The sequence below is a fragment of the Streptomyces sp. NPDC032161 genome (assembly GCF_040636995.1).
GTDB lineage: Bacteria > Actinomycetota > Actinomycetes > Streptomycetales > Streptomycetaceae > Streptomyces.
This window is the reverse complement of the sequence record NZ_JBEZVN010000004.1, coordinates 1-16,301: the sequence shown is the minus strand read 5'-3', so window position 1 is coordinate 16,301 and position 16,301 is coordinate 1. Positions and strand designations below refer to the sequence as shown.

Annotated in this window: 16 protein-coding genes; 5 read left to right on the top strand and 11 right to left on the bottom strand. The window is 71.2% G+C overall.

What is annotated here, in order from left to right:
* Positions 1 to 189: 189 nt before the first annotated feature.
* Positions 190 to 990: a DeoR/GlpR family DNA-binding transcription regulator gene (locus AB0E67_RS12490; RefSeq protein ID WP_362024714.1), complete on the bottom strand. Its 801-nt coding sequence runs from the start codon at positions 988 to 990 to the stop codon at positions 190 to 192.
* Positions 991 to 1,176: 186 nt separating this feature from the next.
* On the opposite strand from AB0E67_RS12490, the gene AB0E67_RS12485 reads away from it, so the two are divergent.
* On the top strand, positions 1,177 to 2,061 hold the full coding sequence (locus AB0E67_RS12485; RefSeq protein WP_362024711.1) for a sugar isomerase: 885 nt from the start codon (positions 1,177 to 1,179) through the stop codon (positions 2,059 to 2,061).
* A gap of 6 nt (positions 2,062 to 2,067) precedes the next feature.
* Entirely contained in the window at positions 2,068 to 3,084 is a 1,017-nt protein-coding gene (locus AB0E67_RS12480; RefSeq protein WP_362024708.1) for an acyl-CoA thioester hydrolase/BAAT C-terminal domain-containing protein, read from the top strand.
* 64 nt (positions 3,085 to 3,148) lie between these two features.
* Here the strand turns inward: AB0E67_RS12480 and AB0E67_RS12475 are convergent, their stop codons facing one another.
* The 10 genes from AB0E67_RS12475 to AB0E67_RS12430 all read right to left on the bottom strand — a co-directional run bounded on the left by AB0E67_RS12475 (position 3,149) and on the right by AB0E67_RS12430 (position 13,204).
* Positions 3,149 to 3,751 carry a hypothetical protein gene (locus tag AB0E67_RS12475; protein WP_362024706.1) on the bottom strand — a complete coding sequence of 201 codons (603 nt, stop codon included), beginning with the start codon at positions 3,749 to 3,751 and terminating at the stop codon, positions 3,149 to 3,151.
* A gap of 113 nt (positions 3,752 to 3,864) precedes the next feature.
* A complete protein-coding gene (locus AB0E67_RS12470; protein ID WP_362024703.1) occupies positions 3,865 to 5,001 on the bottom strand; it encodes a P1 family peptidase in 1,137 nt (378 codons plus the stop codon).
* A 132-nt stretch (positions 5,002 to 5,133) separates the two neighbouring features.
* Positions 5,134 to 5,901, bottom strand: coding sequence for a 4'-phosphopantetheinyl transferase superfamily protein (locus AB0E67_RS12465; RefSeq protein WP_362024701.1), 768 nt, complete (start codon positions 5,899 to 5,901; stop codon positions 5,134 to 5,136).
* Positions 5,902 to 6,106: 205 nt separating this feature from the next.
* Positions 6,107 to 7,297 carry an MFS transporter gene (locus tag AB0E67_RS12460; RefSeq protein ID WP_362024698.1) on the bottom strand — a complete coding sequence of 397 codons (1,191 nt, stop codon included), beginning with the start codon at positions 7,295 to 7,297 and terminating at the stop codon, positions 6,107 to 6,109.
* Positions 7,298 to 7,303: 6 nt separating this feature from the next.
* Positions 7,304 to 7,861, bottom strand: coding sequence for a GNAT family N-acetyltransferase (locus AB0E67_RS12455; protein ID WP_362024696.1), 558 nt, complete (start codon positions 7,859 to 7,861; stop codon positions 7,304 to 7,306).
* Positions 7,862 to 7,881: 20 nt separating this feature from the next.
* Positions 7,882 to 9,051 carry a type III PLP-dependent enzyme gene (locus tag AB0E67_RS12450; RefSeq protein ID WP_362024693.1) on the bottom strand — a complete coding sequence of 390 codons (1,170 nt, stop codon included), beginning with the start codon at positions 9,049 to 9,051 and terminating at the stop codon, positions 7,882 to 7,884.
* The gene (locus AB0E67_RS12445) at positions 9,042 to 10,388 is read right to left on the bottom strand and encodes a DUF6271 family protein (protein WP_362024690.1); all 1,347 of its coding nucleotides are present in this window, start codon (positions 10,386 to 10,388) and stop codon (positions 9,042 to 9,044) included. Before AB0E67_RS12445 ends, AB0E67_RS12450 begins: the two co-directional genes overlap by 10 nt.
* Complete coding sequence (locus AB0E67_RS12440) at positions 10,370 to 11,434, bottom strand: phytanoyl-CoA dioxygenase family protein (protein WP_362024688.1); 1,065 nt, start codon at positions 11,432 to 11,434, stop codon at positions 10,370 to 10,372. Before AB0E67_RS12440 ends, AB0E67_RS12445 begins: the two co-directional genes overlap by 19 nt.
* Before the next feature lie 440 nt (positions 11,435 to 11,874).
* Positions 11,875 to 12,063, bottom strand: coding sequence for a hypothetical protein (locus AB0E67_RS12435; RefSeq protein ID WP_362024685.1), 189 nt, complete (start codon positions 12,061 to 12,063; stop codon positions 11,875 to 11,877).
* Between the two features lie 208 nt (positions 12,064 to 12,271).
* The gene (locus tag AB0E67_RS12430; RefSeq protein ID WP_362024682.1) at positions 12,272 to 13,204 is read right to left on the bottom strand and encodes a helix-turn-helix domain-containing protein; all 933 of its coding nucleotides are present in this window, start codon (positions 13,202 to 13,204) and stop codon (positions 12,272 to 12,274) included.
* A gap of 797 nt (positions 13,205 to 14,001) precedes the next feature.
* Between AB0E67_RS12430 and AB0E67_RS12425 the strand changes: the two genes are divergently transcribed.
* Genes AB0E67_RS12425 through AB0E67_RS12415 form a run of 3 tightly spaced genes read left to right on the top strand, consistent with a single transcriptional unit; the run spans position 14,002 to position 16,203 of the window.
* Positions 14,002 to 14,577: a TerD family protein gene (locus AB0E67_RS12425; RefSeq protein WP_073784999.1), complete on the top strand. Its 576-nt coding sequence runs from the start codon at positions 14,002 to 14,004 to the stop codon at positions 14,575 to 14,577.
* A gap of 50 nt (positions 14,578 to 14,627) precedes the next feature.
* A complete protein-coding gene (locus tag AB0E67_RS12420) occupies positions 14,628 to 15,209 on the top strand; it encodes a TerD family protein (RefSeq protein ID WP_073784997.1) in 582 nt (193 codons plus the stop codon).
* A gap of 58 nt (positions 15,210 to 15,267) precedes the next feature.
* Positions 15,268 to 16,203: a hypothetical protein gene (locus tag AB0E67_RS12415; RefSeq protein ID WP_362024679.1), complete on the top strand. Its 936-nt coding sequence runs from the start codon at positions 15,268 to 15,270 to the stop codon at positions 16,201 to 16,203.
* Positions 16,204 to 16,301: the final 98 nt, after the last annotated feature.

Here is a 16,301-nt window from a genome sequence, read left to right as displayed (position 1 = left end):
AGAGCGGCGGGCCACCAGCCGGGAAGGCGGCGGCCCGCCGCTCAAACAACCGGCCCGCCGCTCGGTCGATCGGCTCGTACGCGGACGCGGACACGACCGGTCGGCCGGCCCGCATAAGGGCGCGACGGCGCGGACGCGACGAACAACGGGACGGACGACGAACGACGGAAACTGCGGATACTGCGGGCGTCAGACGGCCACGACGGTCACCCCGGCCTCCGCGAACCGGGCGGCGGCCTCGGGCGTGATCCCCTTGTCGGTGACGAGGAAGGCGATCTGCCCGAGGTCGCAGACCCGGGCGAAGGCCCGCTTGCCGATCTTCGAGGAGTCGGCCGCCACGACGACCCGCTGCGCCTGCTGGGCGAGCAGCCGGTTGATGCTGGCCTCGCCCTCGTGGTGGACGTAGGCGCCGCGCTCGGTGTCGATCGCGTTGACCCCCAGCACGGCGACGTCCAGGGTGATCTCGCCCAGCACGCCGCTGGCCAGCGGGCCCGTCAGCTCGTACGACTGCGGCCTGGCCACGCCACCGGTCACCACGATCTTGATCTGCGGCCGGATCACCAGCTCATTGGCGATGTTGAGGGCGTTGGTGACGACGGTGAGGGCCGGCTGGCCGCCCGGCCCGGCCCCGGTGTCGCCGACGACGTCGGAACGCACCGCCAGCGAGCGGGCCACCTCGGTCAGCGTCGTGCCGCCGGTCAGCCCCACCACCTCGCCCACCGCCACAAGTTCGGAGACGGCCCGGCCGATGGCCTGCTTCTCGGGGGCGTGTCGGCCGGTCTTGTACCGCAGGGCCAGTTCGTAGCCCACGCCGTGCGCGACCGCGCCGCCGCGGGTGCGCGTCAGCAGCTGCTGCTCGGCGAGCTGGTCCAGGTCGCGACGGATGGTCGCGGCCGAGACGTCCAGCGTGGCGGCGGCGTCCTCGACCTCCACCCGGCCGTTCTTGCCGACGAGTTCCAGCAGCGCGTTCCACCGGGCTTCCCTGGACAAGAGAGCTCTCCTCACGATCCCGGGCTTCGGGCACCCATCCCCGTGGGTACGGTCACCGGACACGCGCAAGCGTCGCACAAGGGCCTGCCCGGTCAAGCATTCCACACAACGGATGCTTGATAATGCTTGTATCGCCCGTATAGCGTGCATGAACGAGCATAATTCTACGAGTTCGGAGTGCATGAAGTGTCTTTTGTCGAGATCGAGACAGCCAGTCAGCCGGAGTGCTGGCGCCGCGCAGCCGAACTGGCCGGGTCCCAGGCGGGCGTCCTGCCCGTCGCCGGTGAGCGCGTCGCGATCGTCGGCTGCGGCACCTCGTTCTACATGGCCCAGGCGTACGCCGCACTCCGCGAGGGGGCCGGGCAGGGCGAGTCCGACGCCTTCGCCGCCTCGGAGTTCCCCTTCGGGCGCGAGTACGACCGCGTCGTCGCGCTCACGCGCTCGGGCACCACGACCGAGGTCCTGGACCTGCTCGACCGCCTCCGCGGCGTCACCCGTACCGTGGCCGTCACCGCCGATCCCGACACCCCGGTCATGACCGCCGCCGACGACGTCGTCGTCCTGGACTTCGCGGACGAGAAGTCGGTGGTGCAGACCCGGTTCGCCACCACCGCGCTCACCCTGTTCCGCGCCCACCTCGGCCTGCACACCGACGACGTGGTGCGCGACGCCGAGACCGCGCTGGCGGAGCCGCTGCCCGAGGGCCTGCTGGACTGCACCCAGTTCACGTTCCTCGGCCGGGGCTGGACGGTGGGGCTCGCCAACGAGGCCGCGCTCAAGATGAAGGAGGCGTCGCTCTCCTGGACCGAGTCCTACCCGGCGATGGAGTACCGTCACGGTCCCATCAGCATCGCCACCGACACCACCGCGACCTGGATGTTCGGCGCCGCGCCCGAGGGCCTGTCGGAGCAGCTGCTCGCGACGGGTGCTCACTGGGTGGAGAGCGACCTCGACCCGCTGGCGGATCTGGTGCGCGTGCAGCGCCTGGCGATCGCCCGCGCCACGGCCCGCGGCCTGGACCCGGACAGCCCGCGCCACCTGACCCGCTCGGTCGTGCTCACGGACGACTGACGGCCGGTGGACATCGCCGAGCGCGCCTTCGGCGTTCCGGACCCGGGCGCGCGGGAGGCCGTCGACGGAGCCCCTCACGTCCCGCCCCTTCCGGGCGTCCGCGAGGGGTTCCTCGCCATGCCCGCGAACCGGCTCCCGGACGGGGGAACGGACGGACGAACGGACGGTGACGACAACGGCGTCGGTGTGCTCGTGCTCTCCGGGTCCAGCGGGCGGATCGAGACCGAGCGGTGCCGTCTCCTGGCCCGGGAGGGCATGACCGCGCTGTCCTTCCGCTGGTTCGGCGGGGTGGGACAGCCGCCCGGCATCTGCGAGATCCCGCTGGAGACCTTCACTCCCGCGATCGACGTGCTCCGCGCGTACGGCGCCCGGCGGATCGGCGTCCTCGGTACGTCCAAGGGCGCCGAGGCCGCCCTGCGCCTGTCCGTGCTGCTGCCCGGCATCGACGCCGTGGTGGCGGTCTCGCCCACCTCGCTGACCTGGGCCAACGTCGGGCCCGGCGACGACGGCCGGGAGCGGCCGTACCGCTCCTCGTGGACCTGGCGGGGAGAGCCGCTGCCGTTCGTCCCCTACGACGACTCCTGGACCCCGGGCCCAGCCCCGCCGGAGGGTGCCCCCGTCGCCGTACGCGGTCTGTACGAGCGCAGCCGCCGCACGTTCGCCGACCGGGTCGGGGCGGCGGCGATCACGGTGGAGGATTCCCCGGCCGACCTCGTGCTCGTCGCGGGCGGGGACGACGCGATGTGGCCCTCGCTCCCCCACGCGGAGGAACTGGCGGCCCGGCGCAGGGCCGCGGGGCTGCCCGTGCGGTTGATCGGCGCCCCGGACGCCGGCCACCGCCCGCGCTTCCCCGGCGAGGGACCGGCACCCGCGTCCGCACATTTCCTGTACGGGGGCTCAGCGGCCGCGGACGCGACGCTCGGGGCACGCGCGTGGCCGCATCTGCTCGATGTACTGCGCGGGACGCGTGGGCATCGGGACGGTCCACGGCCTCGCCCGGTGCGTCGAGTGCCGCGGCGGTGACGGACGGGTCCGTGGCGTGAGGGGCCGGCGTGAGTTCCGGCCCCTCACGGGGCACGGTCCGGTCTCAGGACTCCTCGAAGTAGGCGTCGAGCGCCGCGTCGAGCTGCTCCGCCCACTGCTTGAGGTCGCTCCTGGCAGGCGCCTCGACCTCGGCGTTGAACCACCGGCGGGTCGCCAGGTGGACCGTGACGGTGAACCGGCGGCCGAACCGAGGGGTCTTCACCTCGACCGCCCCGATCTCGTCCCAGTCGAAGTCGGCCTCCTGGTCGTCCAGCCTGAACCGGACGCCCTCGTGGTTCACGGTGATCGCCCCGCGGCGGTCGCTCACCTCGAACACCGGCCCGTCCTCGGGCCGTTGACCCTTCTCCTTCCCGTCGGATCCCGGCGCCGCGTCCTCGGCCGCTGCCTCCGCGTCGTCCGCCGCGCCATCGGCCTCGTCCTCGGTCTCGGCCCGGGACTCGGCTTCGGCTTCGGCTTCGGCGGGGGCTTCGTCGACGGCGATCGCGGCGGGCGCCGGTTCCTCCGCCTGTTCCTGTTCCTGCTCCTGCTGTCCTCGGCCCGGTGCCGGCTTTCCGGCGGTGACGGGGGCCGTGAGGCCGGGGATGTACGCCGGGTCTGTCCCCGCTGCGTACCCGGGCTGGGTGTTCGGATCTATGCGCTGCTCCACGGCGGGCAGTATGGCCGACGAACCTGTACGAGACCAGCGACCCCCGCGCCGGGCGCCCGTACGCCCCGACAACTCCCCCGAACGCCGGGCCGGTACCGGCCCGGCGTGCCGCGTCAGCGCGTCCGGTCCGCCACCAGCCCGGTCACCTCGCCCAGCGGAAGCGCCGGCACGTGGTGGCCGGCCCGTCCGGTCATCGAGTGCGCACCGGCGAGCGCGTTGAGCACCGCCTCCTCCACCGACTCGACCACCGCTCCGTAGAACGGGTCCATCCGCCCCCACGGCACGAAGCGCATCGACTCGTACGGCGCGCTGCCGTCGTCCTCGGGGAACGTACTGGTCAGCGCGGTGGGGTTGGCCGTGGAGAAAGCCAGGAAGAGATCCCCGGAGAAATGGCTGCCGGTGGTTCCGGTACGGCCCAGCCCCAGCGTCGCCCGTCGCGCCAGCGCCTTGCACTGCCCGGGCAGCAGCGGTGCGTCGGTCGCCACCACCACGATCACCGAGCCCGCCCCGGGCGGCACGGGGCGCTCCTCGCCGGTCCCCGGAACCGGCTCGGACACCGTGACCGGGCCGGGCAGTTCGCGCCCCACCGGCACGCCCGCCACCACCAGTTCGCGGCGAGCGCCGAAGTTCGCCTGCACGAACGCGCCCACGGTGTAGCGGTCGGCGCCGTAACGGACCACCCTCGACGCCGTCCCCGAGCCGCCCTTGAAGCCGTAGCAGCGCATGCCCGTGCCGCCGCCGACGCACCCCTCCTCGACGGGACCGGAGGCCGCCGCCTCGATCGCGGCTCCCGCGTGGTGTTCCCGCACCGCCGTGCCGTGGATGTCGTTCAGATGGCCGTCCCACGTCTCCGTCACCACCGGCAGCAGCCACTCGGGGGCCATCCCCCGGCAGTTGGCGCGCACCCACTCGACGACGCCCCGGTGCACCGGGCCCACCGCGTACGTGTTGGTGATGAGCACCGGAACGGCGAGCGAGCCGCTCTCCTCGATCCAGGCCGTACCGGTCATCTCGCCGTTGCCGTTGAACGAGTGCCAGCCCGCCGCGCAAGGGGTCCCCACGCCGTCCCGGCCGCGCGGCAGGAGCGCCGTCACTCCGGTGCGTACGTCGTCGCCCTCGACGAGCGTGACGTAGCCGACCTCGACGCCCGGAACGTCGGTGATCGCGTTCCACCGCCCCGGCTCACCCGTCAGTGGGATGCCCGCCTCACGCGCGCGCTTGCGTCCTTCGTTCGTGTGATCGTCGCTCATGCGAGCAGAGACTACGGGTGGCCCCGGGCCCGGCACGAGGGTGCGACGACGACCGCGCACCCGCTGCCGGCCGCGTGTCCCCGGCCGCGGGCGGTGCGACGGGCGTCGGCTCGCCACCGGCTATTCGGGTCGCTACGGGGTGTCCGGCGCGTTCTCGATGACGATCGCGGTCGCCAGCAGGCCGTCCGCGACCAGCCACCGTCCCCGCAGCTCCCTGGGGACCGACGGCGGCGCGGCGGACGGCCGCACCTGTGTGCCGGAGACCGCTCCCGGTACGCCATCCCGCACGGCGTCCGGGGCGGTTCCTGCCACGACATCCGCCCTCGCCACCAACTCCTCGGCGGACACCAGCAGTTCAGCGGTGAAGGAGCCGTCCGGGCGGAGCACGATGTCGGCCTGCTCGAAGCCCAGCCAACGATGGGTGAGCGGGAACCACGTCTTGTAGACGCTCTCCTTCGCGCTGAACAGCAGCCGGTCCCAGTGGATCCCGGGGTTCTGGCCTCGCAGTTCGCGCTCGCGCCGCTGCTCCGCCGCGAGCGCGATGCTGTCGTGCACGTCGTCGGGCAGCGGCGCGTGCGGTTCGGCGTCTATGCCGAGGGTGCGGACATCCGCCCGGTGCGCCACCGCGGCGGCTCGGTAGCCGGTGCAGTGGGTCATGCTCCCGACGGTCGCCCGCGGCCAGACCGGGGCACCGCGTTCGCCCTTGAGTATCGGGGCGGGAGCGACACCGAGCGCGCCGAGCGCGCGACGGGCGCAGTGGCGCACCGTCGTGAACTCCCTGCGTCGTACCTCCACACTGTTGCGGACCAGCTCCTCCTCGGCGGGGAAGAGGGTGGCGTGGGGCGGATCCGAGAACGCTTCCTCCACGACCACCCGCGACGGCAGGATTCTCTCGATCACGGTCTCCCCCTCATTCATCCGCTGCGCCGCCTCGGCGGTACGGCACCGTCCGGCCGGTGCCGGTTCCAGCATTCCCCTCGCACGAACACTAGTTGCAGCGGGGCCGAAGGTTCATCGCATCGTGCCTGATACGTGATGCGCGCCACGCGCCCACCACGTACCGCGTGACACCTGGTGACACGCGCCCGCGGCCGAGCCGGGCCGGTCAGGCCCGGCCCGGGCTCGGTTCGGTCTCCGCGAGCCCGGGCCAGCGGATCCGGGTCGCGCACACCGACACGAGCAGCGCCGAGACGGCGACGGCGCCCATGCCCCACACCAGGCTGCCTGCGCTCGCGATGAAGCCGATCACCGCCGGTCCGGCCAGCAGCCCCGTCGTCCCCATGGCGGCGACCAGGGCCAGGGCCTCCGTGCCCCGGCCCGCCGCCGCCACGTACACGCACGGCGTGACGGCCGCGACCCCCAGGCCGACGCAGGCGAACCCGATCAGTGCCGGGACCGCGCCGCCGGCCAGCAGGGCCAGCGCCAGTCCCGCCCCGGCCACCGCGCTGCCCACCTTCACGATGCGCCCGTCGCCCCAGCGGTTGCGCCAGCCGTCGGCGAAGAGGCGCGCCAGCACCATCATCACCGAGACGACCGCGATGCCCATGGGCGCCAGCTGTGCCGACGCACCGGCGACGTCTTTCATGTAGAGGGCGGACCAGTCGTTCATGGCGCCTTCGGTGACCGTGCCGAACACCATCGCGCAGCCCATCCAGATGGTCACCCGGGACGGCATGGTCAGCTTGCGCCCGCTCTTCTTCGGGGCCTCCTTCTCCCCGACGCCGTGCCCGTCGTCCGTCAGGAGTCCCGAGCGGGTGAGTCCCACCAGCAGCAGGAGCAGGACGCAGGCGATACCGAAGTGCACGGCGACCTCCGTCGTCACCATGTTCACACCGGAGGCGAGGAGCGCGGCGAACAGGGAGCCGGCGCTGAAGGTCGCGTGCAGCCTGGACATGGCGGTCCGTCGGTACGTGGCCTCCAGCGTCGCGCCCTGCGCGTTCATCGCGACGTTCAGACAACCCACGGCGACGCCGTCGCAGCAGATCACCGCCAGCGCGACCGGGTAGTTCGGTGCCGCGGCCAGCGCGAGCAGCAGCAGGCTCAGGCAGATCGCCGACAGGAACGCCAGGCGCCGGGACCCCAGGCGCCTCATCAGTACCGTCACCAGGGGGAACGACACCGCCGCGCCCGCGCCGCAGGCCATCAGCAGGAGGCCCAGTTCCGCTTCCGAGAGGTCGAGACGTGTCTTGATGGCTGGGAGCCGCGAGGCCCAGGTCGCGTACTGGAACCCGAGAAAGCAGAACAACGCCGCGATCGCGAGTTGTGCCCGGTGGAATTGATCACGGACGCCAAGCATGTGGGATCAGCCTACTTCGTCTTCCAGAGGCGCCCCGAGCGATGGCCCGGTGGCGGAATTCGGTCGCCCGGTGCGGTGGTCCGGCACCGTCCTGGACATGTACACGGCGCCCGGCCCATAGCCCGGCGGTGGTTCGACGTCGCGATGGGCCCGGTATCCGTTCGCCGACCAGAACGTGTCGCTGCCCATGACGGCGATGAGGGAGATCCCCTCGTACCCCTTCGCACCGGCCGTCGCGGTGAAGTGGCGCAGCAGCTTCCCGGCCAGACCCCTGCCGCGGAACTCCTCGGCGACGACGAGGTCGTGCAGGTGCAGGTTCCGTGAGTGGAAGACGACGTCCTCCGGCCGGTCCAGGTCGGGGTACGCGAGCCTCGGGTAGGGCAGGGCCAGCAGATAGCCGGCCGTCCGCCCCGCGCGGTCGAGCACGAAGCAGGTGCCGGGAGAGGCGTGGGCCCTGGACCGCAGCGCGTCGCGTCCCTCGGACAGGCCGTGGGCACCGTACACGTGGGCTTCCAGCGCCGTGATGCCGTCCCAGTCGCTCTCGGAGATGTGCCGTACGCGCACGTCGTGATCCGTCCGTCTGTTCACTGTCCGTCCGTCCAGGTGGCGGGAAGGGGGTCGAAACCGTTGAATCCCTGGGTCATGTATCCGGTGGCGTAGGCGCCGCAGGAGAGGATCCAGACCGGGTCGCCCGACGCGACGGCCCTGGGCACGAGGACACGGTTGTGCTCGTGGGCATAGGCGTCGTCGCTGTCGCACGTGGGACCCGCGACGACGGCAGGGACGCCGTCCTCGCCGTCGTGCGTGGGGAACAGCAGCCGGTACTGCAACTGGTCCATCTCGTAGAGGCCGTTGAACTTCCCGCAGCTGAGATAGAGCCAGTGCTCCCGCTCGCCGTCGTTCTGCTCCCTGGACGAGAGGCGGGCCACGTGTGCCCTGATCGCCCCGTGATCGGCGACCAGATGCCGTCCCGGTTCGACGAGGAACGTCAGCGGGGACGCGGAGACGGCGGCGAGATGCTGCACGCCGTCGCGGATCACGGCGAAGATCTTGTCGACCGGGGGGACCAACGGCCTTCCACGGTTGTCGAGATAGCCGAGGGCGGGCAGTCCCCCGCCGAGATTGACGTGGTCCAGGACGATGCCCCGCCGGTCCAGGTCCACGATCACGTCGGCGAGTCGCTCGAAGGTGTCCTGCCACGCCTCGGACGTCATCTGCTGCGAGCCGACGTGCACGGAGAGGCCGGACGGGACGAGTCCGGCCGACCGCGCCGCCTCCATGACCCGCACCGCGTCGGCGCCCGAGCAGCCGAACTTCCGGCTCAGTCCCCACAAGGCACCGTCCCCGGTGGTGGCGAGCCGGCAGAACACCCGCGACCCCGGGGCGTGGGCCGCGGTCGCCGCCACGTCCTCCAGGCTGTCGGTCGCGAAGTCCCTGATGCCCAGGCGGTACGCGGCGGCGATGTTCCGGTCCGACTTGATGGTGTTGCCGTAGTGGATCCGGTCGGCCGGTGCGCCGGTCGCGAGAGCCTGCTCGATCTCGCGGGGGCTCGCCGCGTCGAAACCGGCCCCCTTGTCCGCCAGACGGGCGAGGACCGCGTCCACCGGGCACGCCTTCATGGCGAACCGTACGGAGACACCGGGGAGTTCCCGCAGGAGCGCTTCGTACTGCTCCTCGATTCCCGCAAGATCGAAGACGATGCGGTCCTCGGTGGCGGCGGCCAGTGCGGCACGCATCGTCTCGTTCAGACGCATGGCGCCGTCGGCTCCGGGCGGGTCCTCCGGGGCGGCCGGGGCAGCTCGGTGGATCTGCTCGCCCGCACCAGTGGTCCCCACGCCTCGATCAGCAGGGCGAAGTCCTCGATGTCCTTCTGAGCCTCTTCGAGCAGCCGCTCGCGGCGCGGCGCCAGGAAGTCGGCGAACTCCTCGTACCTGCCCCCGAGTCGGCGGTAGGAGCGGTCGATGACCGCCAGTCGTCGTACGTTGTCCCCCCGGTCCAGCCGGGCGCTCTCCCTGACCAGTGCGGCGACCGCGTCCGGCCTGACCCGGTGCCGGTCGTCGAGCAGGCCGGCACCGGCATCGGCCATCCGGTCGTAGATGTGGTTGAGGTAGAGCATCGACAGGAAGAACTTCGTGAACCGCAACTGGTAGGCCGTGAACCCGGCATCGGTCCTGCGCTCGGGGGTGTAGAAGTTGACGATGTTGCGGTTGTGCAGCACGCCGGGCAGCGTGCCGTCGTACACCAGGTGCATGAGGAAGTAGTCGCTGCCGATGGTGTCGGTGGCGGGCGGCAGCGGCACGCGCTCGTACACCTCGTCCAGGAAGCTGATGTTGCACATGTCCACACGCATGGGGTCGACATGGGTGAGCGTCGAGTGGTCGCGTACGAACGGGTCGGTGCCCGCCCCCGTGAACGACTCCTCGACCAGTGCCCGCTTCCGCTCGTCCGGCCAGTCGAGAGGGGCCCACAGGCTCACCACGTCGTGGTAGACGTCGTTGTCGAGGCGGGCGATCTCACCGATGTCCACGGACAGTTCGCCGACGAAGGAGCTGCCCACCATCACCACCGGCTTGCCGTTGTGTTCCGGGTCCAGCACCGTCTCCGACACGCCGCCCGCCGCGTCGGCGGCGGTCCTTCCGAGCGAGGCGAGTTCGTGGTGGACGGGGAAGACCGGGCGGCCGTCCACGACCTGGTAGTCGCTGTCCGAGTCCCGGCGGTGCACCGACGCGCAGCCCAGCGCGCCCGCGATGAGGAACGCGCGGTTGGTGCAGGCGCCGTAGGAGACACCGGACGGCAGCATGAGGTCGAGGACGAGCTCCGGCTCGACGACACCGGAGCGGCGGATCACCCGCTCCAGGAAGTCCCGCTGCTCCGCCTCCGACAGATGATGCACCGTCACGTCCGGCGCCCGGTGCGACTCCTCGACGACCCTCGCGTGTTCGGCGAACGTCTCGGCGTCGGAGGAGTCGAGGATCAGCAGATGCACCTCGGCGTCGAAGTGGGTGGCCGCGTGGTCGGCCTCGGCTCCCACGGCCGAAATCGTCGCGGCACAAGCTCTGTTGGTGGGAAGCGTCAGGCAGATACGGCGCATGCCGGCTCCCCGGTCGCACGGTCGGTCTCCTGCTCGTTCCAGGACGCGAGCCCCAGCAGCCGCTCGCCGAGCCCGTTCAGCTCGGCGGTGCCGTACCTCAGTGATTCGTGCTTCGTCACGTCGCCGACGAGGGTCTTGTTCCAGTCCGGCGTGCTCAGCTCGCGCCAGGACCCGGTCCGGGACCGGCGCAGTTCCTCGTGCGACTCCAGGGCGGGCATCATGGAGAGGTACTGGACGGCGCGTACCTCGCCCCCGGAGGTGTTGCGAGCCACGCCGTGCGCCAGCAACCCGTTCCAGATCAGCAGGTCACCGGCTTCGAGCTCGGGCCGCACGACCGGGAACTCGGCCCGGTCGACGTCCGGCCTGATCGGGTCCCGGTCCGCGGGCTGCGTCACCTTCCACTGCTCGAACCGCCGGAACAGCTCGGGCGAGCACTGGAAGCCACCGGCCTCCGGACGGGTGTCGTTCAGCGCGATGATGCCCTGCACCCGCTGCGGCAGCACACCGAGCGAGGTGTCCACGTCCCAGTGGAGTTCGATGTCGAAGCCCTTGTCCGTGGGCGCGATGAGCGCGCGGTCACGGTTCTTGATGTTGGGCGGATTGAGGTTGAGCCGGTCCAGGGTCACCCACAGCTCCTCGCAGTCCCACACGTCGACGAACGCGTCGTAGACGCGCCGCGCCTGGCGGCTGTCCCAGATGAGCTGGTGGTGGTACGCCTCGACGAAGCCGTAGACGTGCAGTTCGCGGTCCAGGTCCGTGCGGAACGGGCGGTCCTCGTACCAGGTTTCGGGCCGGGCCGGGTCGAGGCCCTGGAAGTCCCAGGCGAAGTCGAGCAGACGCTTCGCCGCACCGGCGGGGATCGCCTGCTTCACGACGACGTAGCCATAGGTCTGCCAGAAGGCGAAGTCCTCTTCGGACAGCACACGGAGTTCGTGCTTCTTCCGGATGTCCCTCAGCGGTGTCTGGGCCAGGTACGACTCGCCGTCGGAGCTGAAGTACGGACGTTCCGAAGCGGCACGGTGCAGGTAGGGGGCAGGAGTCGGCATGCAATCACTCCAAGGTTCGACGTTCTCGGTGGCTGAGGGGGCCGGCCGCTCGCACGGCACATCCCGTACGGGCGCCGCACGGCGGTGCGTGCCGGTACGAGGAGGGAGTGGAAGGGCGAGGGAGGCCATGGATCACGTGCCGGGCGGTCGCGGTGCCGACCGGGGCCGGCGACACGAGCGCACGGCGGGAGAGCACACAGCAGCGCGCCCGATGACAACGCCCCGACGGGGGCGATCCGGTGGCAACGGACGCGGCGCCATCCGGTCCGACGACATCGGTCCGACGGCACGGGATCCGATGACGCAAGGTCCGGTGGCGCGACCGCGGCTTCGGGCGCCGTCGTGCGGCAGCGGGCGCCGCGACGATGCCGCACGGCGCGTACGGCGTCGGACATGGACACCTCGGGCCGGTGCGCCACCGCAGCGGGGCGGCGGCCGGGTCAGCGTGGCGTCGGGTCCACCAGCGGCGATCTCGGTCTCAGGAAGTTGATGGTTGCAGGTGTCTTGCACACGGCGTTGCGGTCCTCCGGCGGTGCTCCGGTCGAGCGGTTCCCGCCCTGACTTTCGTCGAGCCCGAAGAACGCGACAACCTTTTCGGTGTGAGCCGAATCGCCTTGCTTGTACGCCACGTTGGGGACGTCACTGCCTCGGGCGGCCGGCGTCGCGGGCGAGGACCGACACCACGCCACGCGGCATGGACCTGCCAATTCACCCCTCGCGGGGGAGTCCACTCCCGCCACTCGCCCCGCGATCAGGCGGCGATCGCTCTCGATCGGGCAGCGATCAGGCGGCGAGGAGACTATCCCACCGAAGTGTCAACTCCGCCACACCGGGGGGTCATTGATTCATGAGGCACTCGGTGAGCGCCACACCCTCGCGGTTGAGTTCGTAGAGGACACGGGTACCGGCCCGGTGGCGTCGCACCACGCCCGCGGAGACCAGGGCCGACAGATGCTGGGAGACCGTGCTCGCGGCGAGCCCCAGATGGTCGGCGAGAGCCGACGTGGTGATGGGTGTACCCAGCTCACGGACGACCGAGGCGCGCCCACGCCCCAGCAGGATGGCCAGCCGGTCCGCGCGCGCCGGCTCCGCGGCGCCGCCCCGTTTCGGCTCGGCACGGAGAATGCCCGCCCCCCGCGCGGCGTAGGAGAGCACGGTCCGGCCACCGACGGCCGACCACCAGTGCGTCCCGTCGGCCAGCAGCATCGGCACCAGGGTCAGGCGGTCCGCGCCGTCGGCACGTTCGGCCGGGAGCCCCAGTTCGTGCAGCAGCGCCGCACCACCGCTCATCGCGAGGGTGCGCGACCGGAAGAGGATCTCCTCCTCCAGGGAGCGCGCCAGCCCGGTGCCCCGCGGCTCCATCGCGGCTTGCCAGAAGTTGGCCAGTTCCACGGCCAAGTACCCGAGCTGCACCTCGGGTTCACGGATCAGCGCGGCGATCAACGGATCGCCGAAGGCCCCGGGATACTCCCGGGCGAGCTCCTCGCGGACGAGCCCCGGCGGCGTGCCCACCATGCCGTCCAGCTCGTCGGCGATACGCCCGCCGCGTGAGGCGACACCCCCGGTCAGGAACGAGGGGATACGCCTGCGGGGCCGGGCCAGTTCGACGACCGCCCGCAACCGCGGCGTCAGCGATCCATGCGCCTCGCGGGCCCAGGGCGCATGCGGCCAAGGGGCGTCGGGACCGTGGCGGGCCAGCAGCGCCATGCCGCCGAACGCTTGCCACAACTCGCACAACGCCAGGCGGACGTCGGGTAATTGGCGCTCCATCAGCACGCCCGGCCGTCACGCACCGGACCTGCCTCCCCGGCCGCGAACGAACCGACCCCGAACGGAGCGGGTGCACGGCGGACCGCCGAGCCGACGGAGAAGACTCCCCGACCGGCACTCTTCGACCCCGACTCCCTTGATCTGAAAGGGAGTTCATCATGCGAGAACGACATGCCGACGACGGCAGTGTGCGACGGATCGAGCATGAACCCCGCCCATTCATCGTGGTCCAGACCAATGATGAACGAGCTTTCGACACCACCCGCCAACTGTCAAGAATCTTGTGATTCAGGCCACATATCAATCACTGAAGATCAGCAATCGATCACACAGGGCAACGCTGTCTGGTCTAGACATGTCGCCTCAACTCCTGTTAGGTTCACGCCGGAAGGCTCCCGCCCGAGCGCGTCGACACGCACCCCGATCGCCCGAATCCCTTGCGGAGCAAGCCATTCGGACCCCTCGGCGCACCTCCGCCCTCACAGTCGCGGCGACCACGCCCTCGCACCCTCGGTGACGCACCAACGCGTCACACCGGAGCCCCGCCCCGCGGCCCGACGCGAGACCGAGGGGGATCGGACCACCCCCGGCGACGACACGGGCATGCCGCACGACGGGGCCACCCCGCCCCCCACCCCCGAGGCTTCGTCGACCAAGTCGGCCACCGACCCACGCGATCCGGCCAGCGTCGCACCGCTAAATCTACAGTGCTGTAGATTTCAGTCGCTGTCACAGAGCGCGCGGACGATGACTGTCCGGCGTCGTCTTCGGAAAGAACCGGCAAGAGGAGAATCGCTGTGGGTGTGAGCCTCGCCAAGGGCGGAAACGTCTCGCTGACCAAGGAGGCTCCAGGTCTCACCGCCGTACTGGTGGGCCTGGGCTGGGACGTCCGCACGACCACCGGCGCGGACTACGACCTGGACGCCAGCGCGCTGCTGTGCGACGGGGCGGGCAAGGTGCTCTCCAACGCGCACTTCGTCTTCTACAACAACCTCCGCAGCCCGGACGGTTCGGTCGAGCACACGGGCGACAACCTCACCGGCGAGGGCGAGGGGGACGACGAGATCGTCAAGGTCGACCTGGCCGCCGTGCCCGCCGACGTGGCGAAGATCGTGTTCCCCGTGTCGATCCATGAGGCGGAGGGTCGGGGCCAGAGTTTCGGCCAGGTCCGCAACGCGTACATCCGCGTGGTCAACCAATCGGGCGGGGCCGAGATCGCCCGCTACGACCTCAGCGAGGACGCGTCCACCGAGACGGCGATGGTCTTCGGCGAGCTGTACCGCAACGGCGCCGAGTGGAAGTTCCGTGCCGTCGGACAGGGTTACGCCTCCGGGCTGAGCGGCATCGTCGCCGACTACGGCGTCCTGCTCTGACCTCCGCTCCCCCACCCGACGACCGGCACATCCGAGAGGAGAACGGCCCCATGAGCGTCGACCTGACCAAGGGCCAGCGCATCAGCCTCACCAAGTCCGGCGGCGGCGAACTCACCGTCGTACGCATGGGACTCGGCTGGAAGGCCGCGCCCCGCAAAGGGTTCCTCGCCCGCCTGACCGCACGCGAGATCGACCTGGACGCCTCGGCGATCCTGTTCGCCGGGGCACAGCCCCAGGACGTGGTCTTCTTCCAGCACCTGACGAGCGACGACGGATCGGTGCGGCACACCGGCGACAACCTCGTCGGCGGGGCCGGCCAAGGGGGCGACGACGAGTCGATCCTCGTCGATCTGCAGCGTGTACCCGCCCACATCGACCAGATCGTGTTCACCGTCAACTCGTTCACGGGCCAGACCTTCGAGGAGGTCGACAACGCCTTCTGCCGGCTGGTCGACGAGACCACGGGGCAGGAACTGGCGCGCTACACGCTGAGCGGCGGCGGACGTCACACCGCGCAGATCATGGCCAAGGTGGCGCGCTCCGGGGCTGGTTGGCAGATGACCGCCATCGGAGCCGCCACCCACGGTCGCACCTTCCAGGACCTGCTGCCGGTCGTCGCCGGACATCTGTAGGTCGCACACGCCGTGCCCGCCACCGGGCCGGAATCGGATCACACATCGGGGGAACGCAATGGACCGGTCGTTCCGGCTGCGGGACGAGGACACGGCCGACTACGCGGCGGCCCTGGACGAGGTCATCGGTTCGGCGGAGATACGGCACCTACTGGCCCGATCTCCGCTGGACGCCGGGGAGTTGCGTGTCAGGGGCCTGGCGGCGGCTCCCCGTGTCGCCGCGGCCGCCGAGGCCGAGTACCGGTCGTACGCCGAGCTGCGGCAACGGTCGCACGGCAGCGACGACCTGCCCACCGACCGGACCACGTCCCCGTCCGGGCCGGGGCGTCAGGAACGCACCGGAGCGGGCCTGGTGCCCGTGCTGGCGGTCCTCACCCCGGTTCTGGCCGCCGTCGCCGCGGCCACGTTCCTGCTGCTGGGATATGGACTGCGGCTCACCGACAGCCTGCCCGCCACGGCGGACACCCTGGTCCACGCGGGCTGGATCAGCCTCGGTACGGCCGCGTCGACCGGTGTCATCGGCCTCATCGCCCTCTACCGGACCGCCGCGGATCACAAGGAACCCACTGCGAACGGCCGTACGGCCCCCTCCGCCGGCCTCGACCGGGCGAGGGAGTCGTGGCTCGAAGCGCTGCGTGACGCCGGCATCAGGCCGTTCCTCGTCGCCCGGCTCCAGGAAGCACACGCGGACCCCGATCCCGGCCCTCGCGCAGGCTCCGGCCACCGGCCGCGATTCAGCAGCCCGGACTTCGGCCGGCCCGGCTTCGGCAGCCCGGACTTCAGCCGACCGGACTTCAGCAGCCCCGACTTCGCCGGACCGGGTGGCGGTGATCCGGATCCCGAAGGCCCGGCGCCGGACGGCCGGGGGCCCGACGGTCAGGACTCCATCCGCCCGGAGTTCGGCCGACCGGATTTCGGCCGACCCGACTTCAGCGGGCCGGACTTCAGCGGTCCCGACTTCAGTGGGCCGGGCCTCCCCGACACGCGCCGCTGACAACGACACGCTCGCCCGATGACAACGACAGGTGCGGCGACGACAACGGATGCGGCCGACGGCGGCGCGCTCGCCCGACGACACATCGTCGGGCGAGC